Source organism: Actinoallomurus bryophytorum (assembly GCF_006716425.1).
GTDB lineage: Bacteria > Actinomycetota > Actinomycetes > Streptosporangiales > Streptosporangiaceae > Actinoallomurus > Actinoallomurus bryophytorum.
Window position 1 is genome coordinate 201382 of record NZ_VFOZ01000002.1, and the last position, 19387, is coordinate 220768.

A 19387-nucleotide genomic window follows, 5' to 3' on the forward strand; every position below is an offset into this window, starting at 1 on the left:
CGACCTGGGGATGGCCGGGGTGTTCATGGTGATCGACGCGAACGGGAACATGCCGCGCCATCCGGCTCCATGAGCAGGTGGTGCCAGCTTGAAGAGAACACGTCGAATTCGCCCTGCCGGCTCGTTACCTGACTGCCGAGATCAGCGGGGTCGCGAAATGCCGGCGACAACCGGCTTCGCGATCAGGCCAGGAGAAGTGCGGAGTCCCAGGTGGTCGCCGGGGGGCCGCCGCGCGCGTAGGCGTGCAGGGCGAGCGCGATGCCCGCGGCTCCCTCCAGGAAACCGGCCCGGTCCGGTGCCACGTCTGCACCGGCTCCCGCCGCGTAGCGGAAGCCGAACGGCGCCTCGGGATCGAAGCAACCGGCGACGCGGCGGGCGAGCCCGTCGACGGCCCCGTCGAGATCCTCCGCACCGTCGTCGGCGGCGATCAGCCGGGTCATGTGCAGCATGCCGGCCCAGCCGTGGCACAGCCCGGCGTCGACCACCCCCCAGGTGTCCCACGGACGTGCGAGCGTGGCCCGCAGCACCGACACCGCCGCGCGTCGCCACGCGGAGTTGTCCAGGGCGATACCCGCGAGCTGGATCGCGCGGGCGATGCCCGGCGATCCATAGCACCAGCTCGGCCGGTCCGGCGCCACCTGGTGTTCGTGGTGGCGCCGGTCAGGGACGTCGACGAGCTCGCGCAGGGTCACGACGGTCGGCCACGAGCCCCCGGAAAGCCGGTCCAGCAACCAGGTGACGATCCGCTCGATCGCCTCCTCCTGGCCCGGGAGGCGCAGGCCCTCGCGGTGGGCGATGGCGAGCAGGGCCAGCGGGCCGGCGATCCCGTGGGCCAGGCCCAGGTTGAAATGGCCGTCGCCGGCGGAGGTGTCCCGGATCGGAGCGTGGGTGACCCACCAGCCGGGCACCCGGACGCCGCCGACCTCCACGTCCTGGGTGAGAGCGATCAGGCAGTCCACAGCGTCCGCAGCTGCGCCGTCGCCCTCGCCTCCCGCCAGGAGCAGCCGGCCCAGACCGGCGAGTCCCTGGACGATGTCGTAGACGGCGAAAGCGGTCCCGGGCCGGCCGGCGGCGATCCGTCCGGTCTCGTCGCGGGTGAGATCGCGGACGGCGGCCCGTACGGCCGGCAGGGCACGGTCCATCAGGCTCGCGTAGTCGCCGGGCCGGCTGGCCGCGGCACGCGTGGCGAACACCACCGCGGGCAGGCCGGCGAACAGGCCACCACCGCCGGACATCGCCTCCTTCGCCGCGACGGACAGGTACGCGTGGGTGCTCCGCCGGTCGCCGAGCTCCGCGTGCAGGAGGGCCACGCCCGGACAGCCCTCATTGAGGGCGCTCGGATGCCAGATCAGGGATTCCCGGCCGCCGGGAGACCGGTCGACAGCGGTCCCGGTGATCCGCATGACGGCCTGCGGGTCGGCGATCCGCCGGGCCACCTCCCCGACGATCGACTCCGCCTCCGCCCTGACGGCCGTACCGCTCGTCTCGCCCCCGGACGCGTCGGCCCTGACGGGCTCCGACCCGACCGTGCCCGTGCCGCGTTCGTCCGCCGTCACGTCGTGTCCCCTCACTTCGCGTGCCTCTCCCGGTCCCACAGTGCCTGCAGAGCCCCCCGTGTGATCGCATACGAGACGCCCTCGCCGTCCGGTGCGGCTCCGACGAGCCGGTTGTGGTGCATGTGCAGCAGCGCGGGAAGGGGCGTGGGCCGGTTCAGCGAACGAATCAGGCGGCCGTACTCCGCGACGGCCGGCCTGCGGCGTGCCCAGATCGCATCGAGGCGCGGATCGACCTGCCCCTCGACGACCGGGATCGCGGTCCGGCGTACCGCCTGGAACGCAGAGTGGTGCTCGTTCTTGGGGAAGGCGTGCAGGAACCACTCCCGCCAGTCCGGCGCGTCGAAGCCGCGCATCAGGTCCGCGTAGTTCGCGGCGGCGAGCAGCTCCGGGCGCAGGTCGAGCCGCAGTCCCAACTGCTCGATCACGGCCTCGCTGTCGGCCTGGAACAGCCGCTCGGCCGCCTCCAGCGCCTCCGGCCCGCCGTACCGCTCGACCTCCGGCTCGTACGTGTCGAGCATCAGCGTACGGGCGAGCCCCGCCTCGCACAGCCGCGCCGCCCATTGGTGCACCAGCGGCATGACCTCGCGGTTCAGCCCGTCCGGGTCACCCTGGAAGCGGAGTCGCAGGTGCGGGCCGGGATCGAAGTACCGCATGAAGAACCACCGGTCGACGCAGGAGGGTAGCGCGGCGCGCAGCACGGGCAGAGAGCGGGCGATCAGCTCTCCGTGCCGGTCGGCGGAGCAGTACAGCTTCGCGAACAGCCACTCACCGCCCGGGTGGTGGACGTACGGGCGGCGCCGCACCACGGCCCGCGTTCGGACGGCCGGATCGGGCGTATCGGAGGTCAGCGTGACGACGAGCTCCCCGGCGCGGCCGTCCGCCCAGCCCGCGCCGAAGCCCTCGCCACCCGGCGGCTCGACCAGGAGAGTACTCTTGCGGCGGCCGAGTTCGTAGCGGAGGATCCGCCGGTGCAGCGTGGCGTCCAGATCCAGGCCGATCCGGTTGTCTCCGTTGGTCATGAAGACCTCGGCGGGCACCCGCCAGCGTTCGCGCCAGGCGTCGAGACGGCGTTGCCACTCCCGGTCCGGCACAGCGGTGTCGACGAGGTCGAGCGAGGGACGCCAGGTCGCCGGGGCCATGATCGTCCGGCCGTGCCGGACACGCGGTAGGAACGGCAGCATCGCGTCGAGGTCGCCCCAGGTCCACGCGGCGCACGCGCGGTGACGCGCGTCGCTGACGTCGTAGAGGAAACGGGCCACGTCGGGAGCGACCTCGCGCAGGACGAGCATGTGGATCGTGGTCGGAACGATCTCCGTGCCGCGGCTCAGCGACTGGAGGAAGAGCCGTCCGTCCGCGGAGCCGACCGCGAGGTCGTCCAGGTCGACCACCGAGGGATCGCCGGGGTCCGCGAACCTCCCGACCGGCAGGCTGTGGGCGGTCAACCGTGGCACACGGGCCACGTTGGCGACCCGTGTCCAGTTGGCCTGGAAGGTGAGTTGCGGCTGGGGAATCTTGGCGCCGGACAGGAGCTGGGCGGTCTGGTCGCGCAGATCGTCGAGGAGGTACGCGAAACGGCCGCTCAACGCGCCGGCGCGGCGTGAGAGGGGCATGGTCGCCAGGGCGATGCGGAAGTCACCGGCCTCCAACGCCGGCGCCGACGCGGCCAGCACGTGGATCCCGAGCTCCAGCACGGACGGCACCCGCCCGTCGTCGTCGTCCGCGAGCCAGTCGATCATCGCAGCGTCGAGCTCGACCTCGTGGGCCCCGTCGAGCAGCGCACGCTGGGTGAGCTCGCCGAAAACGCGGTCGCGGTATCGGTTCGGCTCCGCGCGGGGCGCGCTGCGGGCCGAGGTACGGTAGCCGGCCGGGGTGCCGAGCCCCGCCTCCGGATCGAGAAGTTCCTTCACCGGGACCAGCCGCCCCGTGCCGTACCGGTCGACGAAGTCATCGTGGTAGGCGCGCATGTGGGGTACGGCGCGGTCAGGAGGGGTGATGCGGGTCAGGATCGCGGCGGTCGACTCGACCTCCTCGGCGACCGCCCACGGCAGTGTGATCTCGTCATCGAGCCGCAGGTCGACGTGGGGAGCGTGCTGTTTCTCCCCGAGCCGCCGGGTCACGCGGAGGACCTCATTCCACGCCGGAAGCCCCCCACCGACGGGCGTCCTCGCGTAAGCGTCCAGCGCGGCGCCGGTCTCTTCCAGGTCCGCCGCCGCCTCGGCCGGAAGACGGTCGAGGACGTGCTGGATCGGGTCGGCGTCGTCGGGGGGCATGAGATCGGTGAGCAGGGCGTACCGCTCGACGAGTTGCATCAGCATCCGCTCGACCGCCTCCGGCGAGCCCTGCGGGAAGGCCGTGAGCAGGTGTCCGGCCAGGTCCGTGAACCGCACCGGCCGACGAGCCCGCTCCAGCACCTCGTCCACCACCCGGGTGCGGCGTACGGAGACCTCGATCGCCGGGCCGTCGTCACCTACGGGCAGGTGCGGCACCACGATCCGGTCGCCCCGCGCGAAGGCCAGGCCGTTGCGGACGACATGGAGGCGCCGCACGATCTCCGGCCGGCGTTCCCAGTCGCGTACGAGCGTGTGCAGCCAGCCGACGTCCGGCCGCGCGCTCTTGCGGTGGCCGTCGCCGAAGGACGTCTTGACGGCGTCGCCGAAACGCGCCTCGGAGACGCCGGCCATGATGCCGAAGGGCGTGGACCGGGTCGCCATGCGAAGCACGTAACGGGATACCGAGAGCACCGCGCGCCGCAGCTTCTTCGGATCGACCGGGCGGCCGGCCTCCAGCGCGTCGAGCGTGTGCGCCAACGACGGGCTGGATACCGCGATCGCCTCCCGGACCAGCGGGTCGGCGATGATCGAGCGCAGATATCCGGCGGGGTCGTCGCCGTCGCTTCGGGTCCGCGCCGCCGTCTCCGCCGGGAGCACGCTCATCCGCACCGTCGCCCGGTCGGCGGCCTTCAGCCTCGGCATTTTTGTCATGCAGCTCTCCGTGCACAGGAAAAGGATCGTATCGCGCCGTACCGTACCAGGGGATTTGTTCAGGATATGTAAGCGTTCCCGCGCGTTCCCACGTTCGGTTTCCTCCTCGGCGAAGCCCGCCGTGCCGAGCGTAGAGCTGCGGTAAGCGATCGGTAAGCGATCGGTAAGCGCACCCTGCCATGCTGCTCGGCGAGCCGCTCCGTTGCGGCTTTATCTGTATTGCAGAAAGGAATGTGTATGCCCCCGTTGGCAACCCTGGAAATCGACGAGGACATCTTTGACCTCGACATCGAATTGGTGCTGGAATCCGATTCTGTGACGCCGATACAGTCCTGCAGTGGTGGCGAAAGCACCTGCGGCACGCAGGTGTCCTGGAGCGGTACCTGTGGCGGGACCCTGTGCAACTGCAGCGCCACATACGGGGCGATGGCTCCCGGCATGTGCTACTGATTAGTGCGGCCCAGCGAGCCGTCGCCACGACCATCGCGCGCGAGGTGGCGGCTCGCCTTGCCTCCGTCACGGACCGCGACGGCGCCGCCGCTGCCACGCGGCGGCCGGGCACTCGCTCCGACCACGCCGGGCAGGCGCAGCTCTACGCGGCGCTACACGACCGCGAGCCCCGCGCCGGATGGGACGCGACCGGCCATCGACTCCTGGAGAACGCGGTGACGAAAGCCGGGTCGGCCGGGCTCTTCAGCGGTGGGCTCGCCGGACTCGGCGTCGCGGCCGTACTCCTGCGGGGTCGCACCGGCCGCTACCGCGGTCTGCTGGAGAAGCTGGACGCGGCCGTCGTGCCCATAGCGGACCACGACCTCATCAACGGAACGGCCGGTGCCGGCGTGTATGCGCTGTTGCGGGGCCGTCCGCCCGCGATCGTCGCGGTGACCGCCGCGCTGGCGGAGGCCGCCGCCGGTGACCCGCCCTTCTTCGTGCCACCGCACCGCGTTCCGCCGGCCTGGTCGCTGCCCGAGGGGTACGTCGACTGCGGGCTGGCCCACGGCGCCGCCGGCCCCGTGGCCCTCCTCGCCCTGCTCACCGAGCAGGGCAAGCAGGCCGACCTGAGCGCCGAGCACGCCGAGCGGCCCGAGGTCCGCACACGCGCGCTCACCCGTGCGGCGGACTGGTTGCTGGACGCGGCCGAGACCGACGAGTGGGGCATCGCCTGGCCGGCCGGCCTGGCCGGCGATGACCGGATGCCCTCACCGCGCCGCGCCTCCTGGTGCTACGGCGTCCCCGGCATCGCCCGTGCCCTGTGGCTCGCCGGGCGGGCACTGGACGAACCCCACCACCAGAGCGTCGCCCGCGACGCGATGACCGCGCTGCTGGACGCCTCCGACGCCTGGGGCCTGGACTCTTCGCCGAACCTGTGCCACGGGATCGCGGGACTACTGCTGGTCACCGCGGCGTTCGCGGCCGACGACGCGCGATTCGCGCCCGCCGCGGAGGACCTGCTCGACCGGCTCGTCGATGCTTTCGATCCCAGCCTGCCGCTCGGCTTCGACGTGACCGGCCCCGGCCTGCTGACCGGCGCCGCCGGGATCGCGCTGACACTGCTGACGGTGACCGGGGACTCTCCCGCGGACGACCCGGCCCTACGGCCGTTCCTGGTGGGCTGATGGAAGAAGGTGGCGTGAAACCGCCCGGCGACGAGCTGTTCGGATCCGGTATCCGGGTGTCGATCGGCCAGCTCCGGCATGAGGGCGCGGGACTGCTGGTCGGCTTTTCCACGATGGCGCGGGAGCTGCCGCGGCTCCTGGCGGCCACGATTCGTCTCGGGCGCGAGGCCGCGCCTCGCGCGCTCGCCGCCATCATCGTCGCGGAGCTCGTCGCCGGCGTCGGAACCGCGGTGACGCTCCTGTCGACGTACCGCGTGCTGGTGCCGCTGATGGCCGGTGGGCCGTCGCGGGACCGGGTCCTCGCCGCCGCGCCCGCGCTGGTTGCGATCGCCCTGGCCGCCGGTACGGCGAGTGTTATGCGGGCGTGCAGCAAGGCCGCGGCGAGCCGCCTTGGGCCCCGGGCCGAGCGCCTGGCGTACACACGGCTGCTCGAGGGTGCCGCGCAGGTGGAGCTCGCCGCTCTGGAGGACGCGGAGTTCCACAACCTGCTCGGGGCGGCCCGCCAGGGCACCCGCGCGACCCGGATCGCCCTCAGCAACGCCATCGCGCTGCTGACCGGGTTGACGAACCTGGTGGCCTCCGCCGGGGTCCTCACCGTGTTGCATCCGGTCCTGCTGCCGCTGCTCGCTGCGGGGATCGCACCCAAGGGCTGGAGCGCCGTACGCGCCGCGCGGGCCCGGTTCGCCTCGACCAAGCGTTACATGGACCTGACGCGCCAGCTCGAAGTCCTGGGCGACCTGCTCAGCGGCCCGAACCCCGGCCAGGAGATCCGCGCCCACGGCGTCGCGCCGTTCCTGCTGGAGCATTACCGGCGCCTATCGGCGGTGGCCGAGGAGGAACAGGAGCGCCTCGGCCGGGCTGAGGCGCGTAACACCCTCGTCGGTGACGCGCTGTCGGGCCTGGCCGGCCTGGCGACGTACGCCGCCCTCGGCGCGTTGCTGCTGACCGGAGCGGTGCCGCTCGCGGTGGCCGGAGCGGCGGTCATGGCCATCCGCACTGGGAAGATGAGCCTGACCGCACTCGTCATGTCGACGAACCAGATCTACGAACAGGGACTGTTCGTCCTCGAGTGGGAGCGAGCCTGCGCCGAGGCCGGGCGGCTGGCCATGCACACGGGCCACCTGGCATTGCCGCCGAGGGCGGTCGAGATCCGCGCCGAGAACCTGCGCTTCGCCTATCCCCACGAGACACGGCCCGCGCTCGACGGCGTCGACGTCGTCATTCGGCCGGGTGAGACCGTGGCGTTCGTCGGAGAGAACGGCTCCGGCAAGAGCACATTGGCCAAGCTGCTCATCGGCCTGTACCTGCCCCAGGGTGGGCAGGTGACCTGGGCGGGGGTCCCCATCTGGCACCTGGACCGGCGACGCCTGTTCGAACGGGTCGCCCTGGTGACCCAGGACTTCACCCGCTGGCCGTTCACCGCGCGGGTCAACCTGGCCATCGGCCGCAGCGAGCACGCCCGCGACGACGCACGGCTGCGGTGGGCGGGGTGGACCAGCGGTGCGGACGCGGTGGCGGCGTCCCTGCCGGACGGCTGGGACACCCTGCTGGCGCGGGAGTTCATGGGGGGCACCGAACTGTCCGGCGGGCAGTGGCAGCGCATCGGCCTCGGGCGCGCCTGGTTCCGCGACGCGCCCGTCCTGGTCTTCGACGAGCCGACCTCGGCCCTGGACCCGCGTGCGGAGATCGAGGTCTTCGACAAGGTGGGGATGTTGGCCGCGCAGGGGCGGACGATCGTCCTCATCACCCATCGGCTGGCCTCGGTACGGCGGGCGGACCGGATCTACGTCCTGGCACACGGAAAGGTCGTCGAGCACGGTACGCACCAGAGTCTGATGGACGCAGGTGGCGCGTACGCCGCGATGTACCAGCTCCAGGCCGGCCAGTACGCGGAGACGACCTGGCGTCGGCACGGCACGGAAAGGACCTTCACATGACGGTACTGTCGGCACTCGTCGGTGACGTCGACTACTTCTTCGAGAAGTACGTGGGAAAGGCGCCACTGCACCGGCGCGACGTCCTGCGGGACCTCGGCGCCTTCGTGTCGATCGAGGACATCGACCGGGTGATCACTGGAAGCGGGCTGCGGACACCCGGCGTCCAGTTGGCGAAGGACGGGGTCGTCGTCACACCCGACCGCTACGTGTCCCGGTCGACCCTCGGTTACGCGGGCCTGAAGGACGTCGTCGACCCGGTCAAGGTCGCGCAGTTCTACCGGAACGGCGCGACGATCGTGCTGGGCACCGTCAACCTGCTCCTACCCCGCTTGCACGAGGTCTGCAAGGACATCGAGACGGAACTGGGCCATCCGGTCGACGCCAACATCTACGTGGCGCCGCCGGACACGCGGGCGTTCGACGTCCACTGCGACGCCCAGGACATCCTCGTCATCCAGGTCCACGGGACCAAGCGCTGGCACCTGTACGACGAGATCGTGCCGAACCCGGGCGGGGGAACGGTCGTCTCCGGCCTCGATCCCGACGCGCCGTCGTCGGTATGCGAACTGTACGAGGGCGACCTGCTGTACGTCCCGCGCGGCATGCCCCACCTGGTGCGTACGACCGGCTCGTCATCGGTGCACGTCACGATCAGCGTCAACACGATGACGTGGGCGGACCTGCTGCGCGAGCTGATCCAGGAGATCCTGCGCGCCGACGAGTTCGCCGTCCCGCTGCCCCTGGGCCGGAACGTCGCCGAGCGGATCGGGCCGATGGTCGGCCGGTACGGCGACCTGATCGCGTCGGCGCTGGCCGGCCGCGCCGGCGGGGACGCCCTTCACCGGACCCTTTACGGCCGGACCGCGTTCGGCGAGCCGGTCCGGGCCGGGCTCCTGCGACAGGCGGTGACCGGCACGCCTACCGGCATGCCGGATCGGATCCGCCTGCGCCCCGGGGTATGGCCGCTGGTAACGCTGGCCGAGGGCGCGGACGGCGCGCGGATCACGGTGGGGACCAGCGGTTTCCGCGTCTCCGCTCGGGTCGCCGAGACATGCCGGCGCCTGCTGGACGGGCCGCTGGCCGTACAAGAGATCTCCCCTGACCCCTCCGAGGCCGCGACGGTCGCGGAAACGCTGATCGGCCTGGGCATGTGTGCCGGTGAGGACGTGTAATCCATGGGTGATGCCAACCCCGTTGGCATCACGTCCCTCCCCGCCCCGCCGCGCGCGCCTCCTGGGTCATGTACGCGTCGCGGACGGGCTTTCGCTCGTGGCAGAGGAGGAGTCGGGCCCGTCGGCCATGGAGTCGAGCACCTGGTCATGGACCGCCAGTACGCGAGCGTCGAGCTGGTCAACGGTCAGGCCGATGTCTCGGGCCAGTGATGCCCAGAAGATGAGATAGCTCTTGTACGCGGCCACCATGAACATCGCGACCGCGTCGGAGCTGGCCGGGAGGGCACCCGAACGCTGGTCGCGTTCGACAGCCGCCCTCGTCCGGTCGATCTCGGGCAGGGCGCGTGGGTGGCGATCAAGTACCCGAACGCGGTCTCCGATGAACAAGCCGGCGGGTGGGTCTGTAGACGCGGCGATCGCCGAGGCCACCTCCACCGCGTTCGCCTCCAAGAAAGGCCAGGCGATCACCGCACGGCTGATCGTGCGGCGGGTCAAGGCCCCGACCCATAGCCGCGGCCTCTTACCGTGCTGGCTGTAAAGGAGCTGGTGGCGAACCCGATATCGCGTCCACGCTCGAACTGTGGATCGGCTAATTTTCCTGTGCTTCGTTGACCTCGATAGATGAGGGTCTCCAGAGCGTCGCGGAAGGCTCTGAAGTTCTTGATCGGCTCGGTCGGCTCTTCGTCCAACTCGAATGTGCGCCGCATCGTCCGGGTCTGACCTTTCAGATCCTCGGCGTCCACGGAGCCGTCGAGGGCCGCCTCGACCTCTTCGAGCAGGAGCGTGGCTTTTCCCGGGTCGCGCCGGCCCGGTGGTTCAGCACGAACGACCGCTTGAGCCGCTTGATCTTGACGCTGGGTTTTCTCGCTGGTGATTTCCCGCATGGCTTGGCGCTGTCGGTGGCCCGGCTCGCGGAAGAGCGCCCGGAAGTTTGCGGTCCATGATCGCCGCCGCATCGGCGAGGTCCTCATCATGGCGAACGGCGTCCATAACACTTCTGGCGAATCCCACGTCCTTGACCTTGAGGTTTTGCGCCTTGGCCGCCTGATCGGGTTCCAGGAAGTCGGTTGCGCGACGCCGTCGGAGCTCATCCCCGTCGCGACCGCTCGACAGGCCCAGACCGACCTGACCTCGCGACCAGCCGCCGGCCACGGTTGATGCTGAGGGATCTTTTCCCTCTCGGTGTCGTGTTCGGCATTTGCGGGCCGGTTGCCATCGCCGGCTCCGTCTATGTCCTGACAACCGGTTCGCACCGCATCCTGTTCGGCGTGGCCAGCCCCTGCTTCTTCGTGATGATGGCCTCCACCTCTCCGTACGTCGCGGCCCTTTACTACTCCAAGCTTCGGGTGGGGCACAGACGAGTGGTGGGCCGGGCGATCATCATCGGGACCAGCAAGCCCCGCTGACCCACAATCGGTTCTGCGACGCCGGCCTGTAGAGGCCGCGAGCAGCGCGCGCGAGGCGGCCGTCTTGATCACGGGCGCACCCCACGGCAGAGCGCCAGTGCGAAGTGAGAATCGGGTGCGGCGCCGGCAGCCCGGCGGGAGCCGGAGCCGGTGGGTTCGCTGGATGGGCCTGGGATCAGGTGGGTGCGGATAGGTCCGGCATTCAGGGACGTCCGAGGATTGCTTCACGCAGGACCCCGCATTTCGTCCAGGCCGTTCTTGGCTGCGCTCCGGGCCGAAATCCACAATTCTCGGCATGAATCCGTCCGAGGTTGCCGACATCCGGTACCCGAGTGATTCTCTGACCTGGTACCCGAGCCGGACCAATTCACCATGCACTCTCCGATACCCCCAACGGGGGTTCTCCCGCGCCAGCCGGAGCACCGGATCCCGAATCTGTTGGCTGACCCCACGGCGGCCGGGCTTGCTCGGATACGTCCAGGTGCGCTTGACCAGCCGGCGGTGTCAGGCCAGCAGCGTGCCCGGGGTGACCAGCCGATGCGAACGCAGCACCACCGGCAACAACCGGGCCAGCCATGCCAGGACGGCCCGGTCGGCCCAGTCCACCTTCGGGCGGGTGACCTGACGCCGCAGCACCGCCACCTCATGACGGAGCACCATGATCTCCGCGTCCTTCGACGCTTGGCTACGCGCCAGCAGCACCAACCAGCCGAAGACCCGGATCATGATCAGATACAGGAGACGAAAAGACACAAAGCACGATCTTGCCCCACCCCGGCCATCCGCCCAAACCGCAGGTCAGCCATCGCTGCGACGAGTTCTGAAGCGGTACAGCCTGGGTACTGCCGTGAACGGCGCGCGGAACAATCCCTCGCGAGGCCGAACGGCGGCTCGTCAGCGAGCAGGTTGGCAAGACGACGACCGAGGTCAGGATGGCGACAGCGGGACCCGTCACCCGACCAACGCGACATCGCGTTGACAGCAGACGATGGCGGGATAATCCCGCAATACGGCAGGTTTACTACTTATGGCGAGCGGCCGGCCGCTCAAAACTGAACGTCATGACGAACCTCGACACGCTTCTCGAACGTAACCGGTTCTTCGCTAAGACCGACGCGAAGGACAAGGTGCCGGCTATCCCGTTCATCCCGAACATGCAGGCTTACGTGTTGACCTGCATCGACCCTCGAGTCGACCCGGCCGGGATCCTGGGCTTGGAACTCGGCGACGCGATCGTCGCTCGCAGCATCGGCGGCCGAGTGACCGACGCGGTCCTTGCCGACCTGGCCTGGGTCTGCCACCTCCACGAGAACATGACCCCTGATTCCGCCTGGTTCGAACTCGCGGTCATCCACCACACCGACTGTGGCTCGGCATTGTTCGCCGATGACGAGCTACGCCACAGCTTCGCCATCCGCTACGGCTACGACAGCGTTGCCCTGCGTGGTCTGGCCGTGCTCGACCCCGCCCAGACCGCGCAAGAGGACACGGACAGGCTCCTCGCCGCCCCACAGCTCGCCTCGCAGATCGCGGTGTCCGGCTATGTCTACGAGATCGAAACCGGGCTGCTCACCCAAGTAACCGCACCGCGCCTCCGAGCGGACGGCTCCACCACCGCCTCCTGACCGGTTGATGCGGCGAGCCTTGCCAGCCCAACCGGTAGCACAGGCCAACTCGCCGATCTTCCTACACCACCAAGTCCACCGAAGAAGGAGCTCAATGGCCGACACACCGACCTTTGTCCTCATACATGGGGCCCTCACCGATGCCTCGGTCTGGCGTAAGGTCTCCGATCGACTGCAACGCGCTGGTCACCGCGTGGCCGCGCCCTCGGTTGCCATGCGCAGCCTTGACGGCGACGCGCGCTACCTGCGCGCGTTCCTCGAAACCCTGCCCGGTCCGCTCATCGTCGCCGGGCACTCCTACGCCGGCTCGATCATCTCCCACCCGGACGCGCTCACCCCGGCGGTCCAGGCCTTGGTGTTCGTCGCCGCGTTCCAGCAGGACGCCGGTGAAACGCCGGGCGAGCTCAACGGCATGTTCCCCGGTAGCCTGCTCACCCCCGACAACTTGCGCTTTCGCCCATACCCCAACGGACAGGAGGTATATCTGCGGCCGGAAAAGTTCGCGGAGGTCTACGCCGCGGACGTCGACCCGGCCGAAGTTGCGATCATGGCCGCCGCCCAGAAGCCGTTCGACCCCACCATTCTCGACGGAACCTTCAATGCGCCGGCCACCTGGCGAACACTTCCCTCCTGGAGCGTGGTGCCCACGTCCGACATGTCGATCCCTACCCAGACACTACGCTGGATGGCAGAACGCGCCGGATCCATCGTCACCGAAGTCGACGCCTCCCACGCCGTTCCCACCGCCCATCCCGACCACGTGACCAACACCATCCTTGACGCGGCGAAGGGCATTTCGGACTGACCAGGACGTCACCCACAAGGGAAAGGGGCCATACACTTCCGTATTCGTTCCCGGTATCGGGCACGGCGGTTGGTGCTGGCACCGGTCGGTCAGCGGGTAAGCGCGACTGGTCACAGCGCCCCCGCTCTGACCGTGCCTGGTCTCTGCCAGGGGCGACGATCCTCGGAACCTGCGACTGGCAGACGCTGAACCCCTGGTTGGCGAAGTCGATGCGGGGACTTCACCGACGTGCTGCTGGTCGGCCATAGTTGGGCAGGTTTCCCGATCACCGTCGAGGCGCCACGGCCTCCGGCCGCCTCGCCCGGATCGCCTTCTATGGCGGATAGGTATCCCTTCCCGGCGAATCCCTAGTGGGGTGTCCACATACTTCGCCGGGTGTGATCATGCGGCTTTGGGGCGGGGGGCGGCCCCAGCGTTGCCCGCGTTCGCTGCGGATGCGGGCGCGTTCGCGGCGTTGTGCGGCCAGGATGTCGGGGTGGCGGGCGTTGGTGTTGCGCCAGCGCAGGTAGGCGTGTAGCCGGCGGGCCAGGACGGTGTGGTTGGGGTGGTCGGAGTTGCCCATCGTGAAGGTCCGCAGAGCCGAACTGGGCTTCGATGGGGTTGGCCCAGGAGGCGTAGGTCGGGGTGAGGCACAGCTCGACCTTGTTCTTCTTGGCCCAGGTGCGGATTGCTGGTGTCTTGTTCGCCGACAGGTTGTCCATGATCACGTAGATCTTGGCGCCGTCGGGGCGGGCTGCCCGGATGGATTTGAGCGCGGCCAGGGAGTGGTCGCCGCCTTTGTGTCTGCGGGTCACGCCCCACGCCTTGGTCATCGCCGAGGGAGTAACAGCCGTGGAAGTAGCGGATGCCGTGGGTGCGGCGGTAGGTGGCGGGCAGCCGGTCCGGCCGTGTCTGCGGTGCCCACGCCGATCCGTGGCAGGGACGGATCGAGAGCGGTCCGAACTGGTCGCTGAGGGGCCTTGCGGTTGCCCCCTCCGACGCGTCCATGGGGGACCAGGACTGCCCGTCCGTGCATCCTCAGCCGACCTGGACGGCCTTAGAGGTCCTAACAGAATGATCACTGTTGCCCGATGACTGTGGCTCTGGCTGTTCGCTCTTCGGTGTGAGGAAGGGCGAGCAACCACCATGGATCGTGGCAGACAGCCTGTGGGAGCGGATCGAGCCATTGTTACCGGCGGTGGAGCGGCGCAGGCGTCATCCAGGCCGCAAGCGTCTGGATGACCGCAAGGTGTTGTGCGGGATCTTGTTCGTGTCTTGGCTGCCACCACCAGAAGGAACGAGACGATCGCCACCAGCGTCCGGGCCGGTGGAACCGGGTCCACCGCTCGCGCAGCAACTCCACCTCCGGGGGCGCGTCGCCCTCGTCGCGGCGGCGGAACTTCATGTTGATCGGGTCGCCAATGCTCAGCGAGTCCACGACCACCACCGCGCCCAGGGCCGCAGCCGTCCACGAAGGACTCTGGCCGCGGCCTCGTCGACCGTCACGACGGCGCGCAGGCGGGTGCGCTCATCCTCGACCGCCAGGACCGGTGCAGCTTCCGCTCGCTGCGCCCCAACGCCCAGGTTGTCGGCCACCACCAGCGACGGCAGCCAGCTGTCCGGATCGCGCATGGGCCAGCAGTACGAGTCGAACCCGGCACCCGACGACCACCACGGCGCAAACCTGTCCCGGCGTGACTACGCGTCGCGTCCGGACCGGGTGGCCCACCCCGTCGTCGACCAGCTGTAGTTGGCTCATGCCGGCCGCGCACAGCGAGAAGGCCCCCGGGTCGGTCAATCCATCGGCGACGCGGAGCGCCTACCGGTACGTCTGCGCGGCCTGCCGGGCGCCACCTCGGACCGGGAATCTGCCGCATGGTGGTCGGCTCCCATCAGAAGTAGTCCCGCTTTTCCATCAGCGTTTCGACTTCGTCAAAAGCCTCGTCCTTGCTGAACGCGGACGGCCATCCGCAGGCCCGGTATACCTGTCGCAGGTATTGGACGTCCAGCTCGGTCTCCCAGTCGTCCGTCTGCGCCAGAAGCTCCTCCTCCGTGATCGGCGTCTCCCGCTCCTCTGCATACCAAGCCTCGATCGAGTCCATGCCCCGGATCGGAATGAGCTTCAGACTCCGGTAGTCCTCCTTCAGTTCCGCGAAGTAGGTCTTCGCATCCTGCGGGGGCTTACGCTCCATCCGGATCATCTCCTCAATGACCTCGCCCGTGTTCACATCGAGGAACAAGGATCGGCCGCCGCTCTCGTGACCGAGCGCGAAGATGAACACATGGTCAGGCAAGTCCTCGAACGATTCCTCGCCGGGGAACGGCCGCTTCCCCACGAAATACGAGCGGTCGACCGTGCTGTAGTTGACAAGACGCGACTTGTAATGGACGTCAGCGGAGCTGTCGAGGTACGGAAGGCTCCTGATGACCTCAAGGGCGAGGTCGGACTTGGCGTCGAGATCGCTTCCCGGCGCGAGGTTCGGCCACCCCTGCGGAGGCGGCGTCACCAGCTCGCCGGGGTTGTAATGCAGCGTGGTGAGAAAAGTGTAGAAGTCCGTGAAGATCTCGACGATCTCCTTGGCCGAATAGGGAGGGTCCCGATATTCAGAAGACATTGACGACCGATCCAGGGAGGGAACGGAGCTGCCTAGGACAGTGCGCGGAGGCCGGCAGCGGGGTACCAAGGCGGTGGGCGAGATTGAAACGTTTGGGAGGCTACGGCGCCCACGTCCGTCGGTGCAACGGGCACGGCCACACCGGCGCCGTTACCGCCGGCGACTTGCTCCATGATCGAGAAGGTTATGCCCCGCGACGTATCCCAGCCGTAACAAGGCGGGGAAGGAATGCGGGCCGAGTGTCCCGCCCGCCGCCCGGAACGGATCCTGGGTCTGCCCCCTCAGTCATCGTGCCGCCCCAAAGGGCAGGCCACAGTCGCTCGTGCCTTCGATGTTCCCGCAGTTCGGAGAGCCCGCAACCCGTGCTGGGGCGACACCGGTCCTTGTGGCCATGTTCGTGCTACTCCGCCGCGTCGCCGCGCAACCGCCGCGCTCGACGCCGCGCCACCGGCCCGATGGGTCACCGCGGACGAGGCCTACGGCAACAACACCGTGCTGCGGGCCCGGCTACGCCGCCTGCGCCTGGGGGTACGTCCTGGCCATCTCCCGCGACCACCTCGTACCCATTGGCGGCGGCAAGACCCGCCGGCGGGCCGACCATCTCGCTGCAGGCCCCACCCAGCGTTCGGCGATCGCGTTCGCCCGTGGTGCTTGCGGCGGGATCTTGATGATCTTGATGCCCATCGAGGTGAACACGTCGTCGAACCCGGCGGTGAATTTGGTGTCGCGGTCGCGGATGAGGAACCGCAGCCCGCCAGCGCGTTCGTCCAAGTCCATGATCAGGTTCCGGGCCTGTTGGATCACCCGTGTGCCGTTCGGGTTGGCGGTGAGGCCGGCGAGGTGGACCCGGCGGCTGGCGATCTCGATGAAGAACAACACGTAGATCCGCTTGAGGAACACCGTGTCGACCGTGAAGAAGTCGCAAGCCAGCATGGTTTTTGCTTGCGCGGATAGGAACTGGGTCCAAGTGGGCCCGGTGCGGCGGGGTGCTGGGTCGATTCCGGCCCGCTTCAAGATCAGCCATACGGTACTGGGCGCGACCTTATAGCCCAGCTCGAGGAGTTCCCCGTGGATGCGCCGACGCCCCTAGCAGGGGTTCTCGGTCGCGAACCGTAGCACCAGCGTCCGGATCTCGGCGGGTACCGGAGGTCGTCCACCGCGATGGCTCGGGTAGGTCCACTTTCGCCGGACCGCGTCCCGGTGCCAGCGCAAGAGCGCTGCCGGTGTCACGAAGAACGTCGGCCAGCGTGCGCGGGACAGTAACCGAGACAGCAGAGCAAGCACGGCCCGATCGGCCGTTTCGGTCCTGACCTTGTCGACCTTCCGACGCAGCACCGCCAGCTGATGGCGAAGAACCAGGATCTCCACCTCCTTGTCAACGTCGGCGCGGAACCGCAAGATCACAAACTGGGCGAACCGGGTGATCGCCTTTTACAGAAATGAGGTCAGCACAAGCGCTGATCCTGCCGTACCGGCTGCGATGATCGTGCGGTACGCCGCAGGTCACCAGCCCTGACCGAGGTTTTCGAGCCCCACAGGGCTTTCAGCACCGAGCCGGAGGACGGAGCAATCGTGCTCCTGTAGGACCAGGGCGACGGCGTAAGGGTTACGCGTTAGACCCCCGAGCTACGCGCACCATATCGGCCGGTTTGAGCCCAACAGCCCGCGGAGCTGCGGCGACAGGACCACTCTCCACTGGAGATCAAGCGAAACGGGATCTTGAATATGTCCCGGTTTGGCGTATTAGCAGGTAAAAGGCCGCGCGACCGGGATCGGGGGGATGACCCGGCCGCGCGGCGTCTTGGGGGCGCCTGGTCAGCGGCTTTTTGTGACCTTCATGATCTGCCAGAGTTCCTCGCGGAGGCGGTCACGACAGATACGGTACTGCGACCAGTTGCCGTCGAACGCCGTCATTACGACATATTCCTCATCCGCCGTCTGCCGTCGCGTTCGTTCCGGGTGGTTCATGGTGTCGTGCATCTCGGTCCACAGGCGGTCCCGCCAGGCTCCGTACAGCTCACCGTCACCGGCGAACCACGTCTCCACCAGGAGTTTCTCCTCGTGCAGCACCCAGTTCGCCAGGTCGGTCGAAGGACGCGACCGGCGTTTCCTCAGTCCGCTCAGGGTGGGTTTGGAGTGGTTGCTCGCCGGCCATACCTTCATGTCGTCCCCCTCGTTCCTATTCACCCCAAGAGACGCGCCACCTGCTGTTCTGGATGACAGGAATGTTCGCCGAGACGTACGTCTGAAATTCTGGGGGCATGCAGCAGCGCCGAACTCTCCGCGATGACCTGCTCGACGCCGCCGCCGCGCTGATCATCGAGCGTGGGTTCCGGCGCGTGCGGATGCAGGACGTCGCCGACGCGGTCAGTGTCAGCCGGCAGACCGTCTACAACGAGTTCGGGGACAAGTGGCGGCTGGCGCAGGCGCTGACCCTACGGGAGAACGACCGCTATCTCGACGGTGTCGACGCGGCGTTCACCCGGCACGAGGACCTCTACTCCGCCGTCACGGCAGCGGTCGTGTACACGCTCAGCACCGCGGCCGACGACCCGCTCAAGAAGGCGATCCTGACCGGGACCGGCAGCGAGGACCTCCTGCCGCTGATGACCACGCGTGCCGAGCCGGTGCTCTTCGCGGCCAAACGGCGGATCATCGCGCACCTGCTGCGGCAGTGGCCGCAGCTCGACGCCGCGGAGGTACCCGAGCTCACGGACGCCGTCGTACGGCTGACGCTCAGCCACATCGTGCTGCCGGTGGACCCGCCGGAGGTCGTGGCGGCCCGGCTGGCCCGGCTCGTCGCACGCTACCTCGGCGACGAGCGCGGTGCGGCGGCCATCAAGCCGGAGGCCGATGGCACGGGGGCCGCGCCCTTTACGTTGTAGATCACTAGCGGGCCTCCCGCTGTGCGATGAAGACGAACTCGCGACCGGGGCGATCAGGCGCCTCTCGAACGTCCAGCACCCGATAGCCGCAGGCGACCAGGCTCGTCTCCACCTCGTCGCGGTCGCGGAATCTCAGGGTCGAGTCCGAGGTGAGGACCGCGCCGTCCACCAGGAACCGGTAGGTACAGCGGAACGAGACCAGCGGTAGGCTCACGCCGGTGACCTCGAGACGCCGCTCGACCGAACCGGCCCCGGGGACATCGAGCGTGACCGGAGCCGTGTCGGCGGCCCATTCCTCCCAGGCCCGGTAGCCGGGACGCCTGGTCTCGAACACGAGGTGGCCACCGGGGCGGAGTGCCGCGCGGATGCCCTGGAGGGTCCGTGCCCAGCCGTCGTCGGACAGGAAGACCTGCGCCACGTTTCCCGTCATGACCGCGAGATCGGCGCCGGCCGCCGGCACCGCCGTGGCGTCGCCGTGCACCCAGGTGATTCGTCCCGTCCGATCCTTCGCCCTCGCGACCTCGAGTGACGCCCCGGCCGGATCGACGCCCACAACCGTACGGCCGCCGTCGGCGAGCAGGATCGCCAGGCATCCCGTCCCGCAACCGACGTCGAGCACCCGGTCCGCACCCAGCTCGCCGGCGATGCCGAGATAGGCGGTCAGATCGCCGCGGTCTCCGTCGAAAGCGTCGTAGACAGCCGCCAGGCGAGGGTGCGCGAAGATCGCATCAGGCACCCGGCGACCATATCCACGGAGCGACGACGAGGATGTCCGGTCCGTACGGGAGACATCGCTAATGTGGTCCGCAC

19 protein-coding genes and 1 pseudogene are annotated in these 19387 nt (G+C 68.9%); 8 read left to right on the top strand and 12 right to left on the bottom strand.

Annotated elements, in window-relative coordinates; translation table 11 throughout:
* Positions 1-182 precede the first annotated feature (182 nt).
* Both FB559_RS37190 and FB559_RS37195 read right to left on the bottom strand, forming a co-directional pair.
* Positions 183-1556, bottom strand: a complete 1374-nt coding sequence (locus FB559_RS37190; protein ID WP_141962315.1) for a lanthionine synthetase C family protein — start codon at positions 1554-1556, stop codon at positions 183-185.
* An 11-nt stretch (positions 1557-1567) separates the two neighbouring features.
* Positions 1568-4537: a lantibiotic dehydratase gene (locus FB559_RS37195; protein ID WP_141962316.1), complete on the bottom strand. Its 2970-nt coding sequence runs from the start codon at positions 4535-4537 to the stop codon at positions 1568-1570.
* Between the two features lie 237 nt (positions 4538-4774).
* Between FB559_RS37195 and FB559_RS45030 the strand changes: the two genes are divergently transcribed.
* The 4 genes from FB559_RS45030 to FB559_RS37210 are packed head-to-tail and all read left to right on the top strand — an operon-like array spanning position 4775 to position 9262.
* A complete protein-coding gene (locus FB559_RS45030; RefSeq protein WP_221640619.1) occupies positions 4775-4987 on the top strand; it encodes a hypothetical protein in 213 nt (70 codons plus the stop codon).
* A 44-nt stretch (positions 4988-5031) separates the two neighbouring features.
* Positions 5032-6153: a lanthionine synthetase C family protein gene (locus FB559_RS37200; RefSeq protein ID WP_185792654.1), complete on the top strand. Its 1122-nt coding sequence runs from the start codon at positions 5032-5034 to the stop codon at positions 6151-6153.
* Positions 6154-6167: 14 nt separating this feature from the next.
* Complete coding sequence (locus tag FB559_RS37205; protein WP_185792655.1) at positions 6168-8090, top strand: ABC transporter ATP-binding protein; 1923 nt, start codon at positions 6168-6170, stop codon at positions 8088-8090.
* Positions 8087-9262 carry a JmjC domain-containing protein gene (locus FB559_RS37210; protein WP_141962319.1) on the top strand — a complete coding sequence of 392 codons (1176 nt, stop codon included), beginning with the start codon at positions 8087-8089 and terminating at the stop codon, positions 9260-9262. Before FB559_RS37205 ends, FB559_RS37210 begins: the two co-directional genes overlap by 4 nt.
* A gap of 66 nt (positions 9263-9328) precedes the next feature.
* On the opposite strand, the gene FB559_RS37215 is transcribed toward FB559_RS37210, so the two are convergent.
* Both FB559_RS37215 and FB559_RS44290 read right to left on the bottom strand, forming a co-directional pair.
* Complete coding sequence (locus FB559_RS37215) at positions 9329-9730, bottom strand: hypothetical protein (protein WP_141962320.1); 402 nt, start codon at positions 9728-9730, stop codon at positions 9329-9331.
* Positions 9731-9753: 23 nt separating this feature from the next.
* Positions 9754-10146 (bottom strand): hypothetical protein, encoded by a 393-nt coding sequence (locus tag FB559_RS44290; protein WP_185792735.1) that lies wholly within the window; start codon positions 10144-10146, stop codon positions 9754-9756.
* Positions 10147-10329: 183 nt separating this feature from the next.
* Between FB559_RS44290 and FB559_RS44295 the strand changes: the two genes are divergently transcribed.
* Positions 10330-10668: a hypothetical protein gene (locus FB559_RS44295; protein WP_221640620.1), complete on the top strand. Its 339-nt coding sequence runs from the start codon at positions 10330-10332 to the stop codon at positions 10666-10668.
* Between the two features lie 504 nt (positions 10669-11172).
* Here the strand turns inward: FB559_RS44295 and FB559_RS45035 are convergent.
* Positions 11173-11421 carry a hypothetical protein gene (locus FB559_RS45035; RefSeq protein WP_221640621.1) on the bottom strand — a complete coding sequence of 83 codons (249 nt, stop codon included), beginning with the start codon at positions 11419-11421 and terminating at the stop codon, positions 11173-11175.
* A gap of 308 nt (positions 11422-11729) precedes the next feature.
* On the opposite strand from FB559_RS45035, the gene FB559_RS37225 reads away from it, so the two are divergent.
* Together FB559_RS37225 and FB559_RS37230 are read left to right on the top strand one after the other, a co-directional pair.
* Complete coding sequence (locus FB559_RS37225) at positions 11730-12293, top strand: carbonic anhydrase (RefSeq protein ID WP_141962321.1); 564 nt, start codon at positions 11730-11732, stop codon at positions 12291-12293.
* A 94-nt stretch (positions 12294-12387) separates the two neighbouring features.
* Positions 12388-13098 carry an alpha/beta fold hydrolase gene (locus FB559_RS37230; RefSeq protein WP_141962322.1) on the top strand — a complete coding sequence of 237 codons (711 nt, stop codon included), beginning with the start codon at positions 12388-12390 and terminating at the stop codon, positions 13096-13098.
* A gap of 397 nt (positions 13099-13495) precedes the next feature.
* Here FB559_RS37230 and FB559_RS46515 read toward each other — a convergent pair.
* From FB559_RS46515 to FB559_RS37255, 6 genes and pseudogenes are all read right to left on the bottom strand, one after another.
* Positions 13496-14046, bottom strand: a pseudogene (locus FB559_RS46515) (transposase); the annotation flags it as partial.
* 220 nt (positions 14047-14266) lie between these two features.
* Positions 14267-14515 (bottom strand): hypothetical protein, encoded by a 249-nt coding sequence (locus FB559_RS46950; RefSeq protein ID WP_221640622.1) that lies wholly within the window; start codon positions 14513-14515, stop codon positions 14267-14269.
* Entirely contained in the window at positions 14503-14709 is a 207-nt protein-coding gene (locus FB559_RS44300; protein WP_185792737.1) for a hypothetical protein, read from the bottom strand. The genes FB559_RS46950 and FB559_RS44300 overlap by 13 nt, the downstream gene beginning before the upstream one ends.
* A 260-nt stretch (positions 14710-14969) precedes the next feature.
* Positions 14970-15692, bottom strand: coding sequence for a hypothetical protein (locus tag FB559_RS37245; RefSeq protein WP_141962323.1), 723 nt, complete (start codon positions 15690-15692; stop codon positions 14970-14972).
* A 507-nt stretch (positions 15693-16199) separates the two neighbouring features.
* Positions 16200-16706: a hypothetical protein gene (locus FB559_RS44305; RefSeq protein WP_185792656.1), complete on the bottom strand. Its 507-nt coding sequence runs from the start codon at positions 16704-16706 to the stop codon at positions 16200-16202.
* A gap of 801 nt (positions 16707-17507) precedes the next feature.
* Positions 17508-17855, bottom strand: a complete 348-nt coding sequence (locus FB559_RS37255) for a hypothetical protein (RefSeq protein ID WP_141962324.1) — start codon at positions 17853-17855, stop codon at positions 17508-17510.
* A gap of 98 nt (positions 17856-17953) precedes the next feature.
* Between FB559_RS37255 and FB559_RS37260 the strand changes: the two genes are divergently transcribed.
* Positions 17954-18577: a TetR family transcriptional regulator gene (locus FB559_RS37260; protein WP_141962325.1), complete on the top strand. Its 624-nt coding sequence runs from the start codon at positions 17954-17956 to the stop codon at positions 18575-18577.
* Between the two features lie 4 nt (positions 18578-18581).
* On the opposite strand, the gene FB559_RS37265 is transcribed toward FB559_RS37260, so the two are convergent.
* Complete coding sequence (locus FB559_RS37265) at positions 18582-19313, bottom strand: class I SAM-dependent methyltransferase (protein ID WP_141962326.1); 732 nt, start codon at positions 19311-19313, stop codon at positions 18582-18584.
* Positions 19314-19387 lie beyond the last annotated feature (74 nt).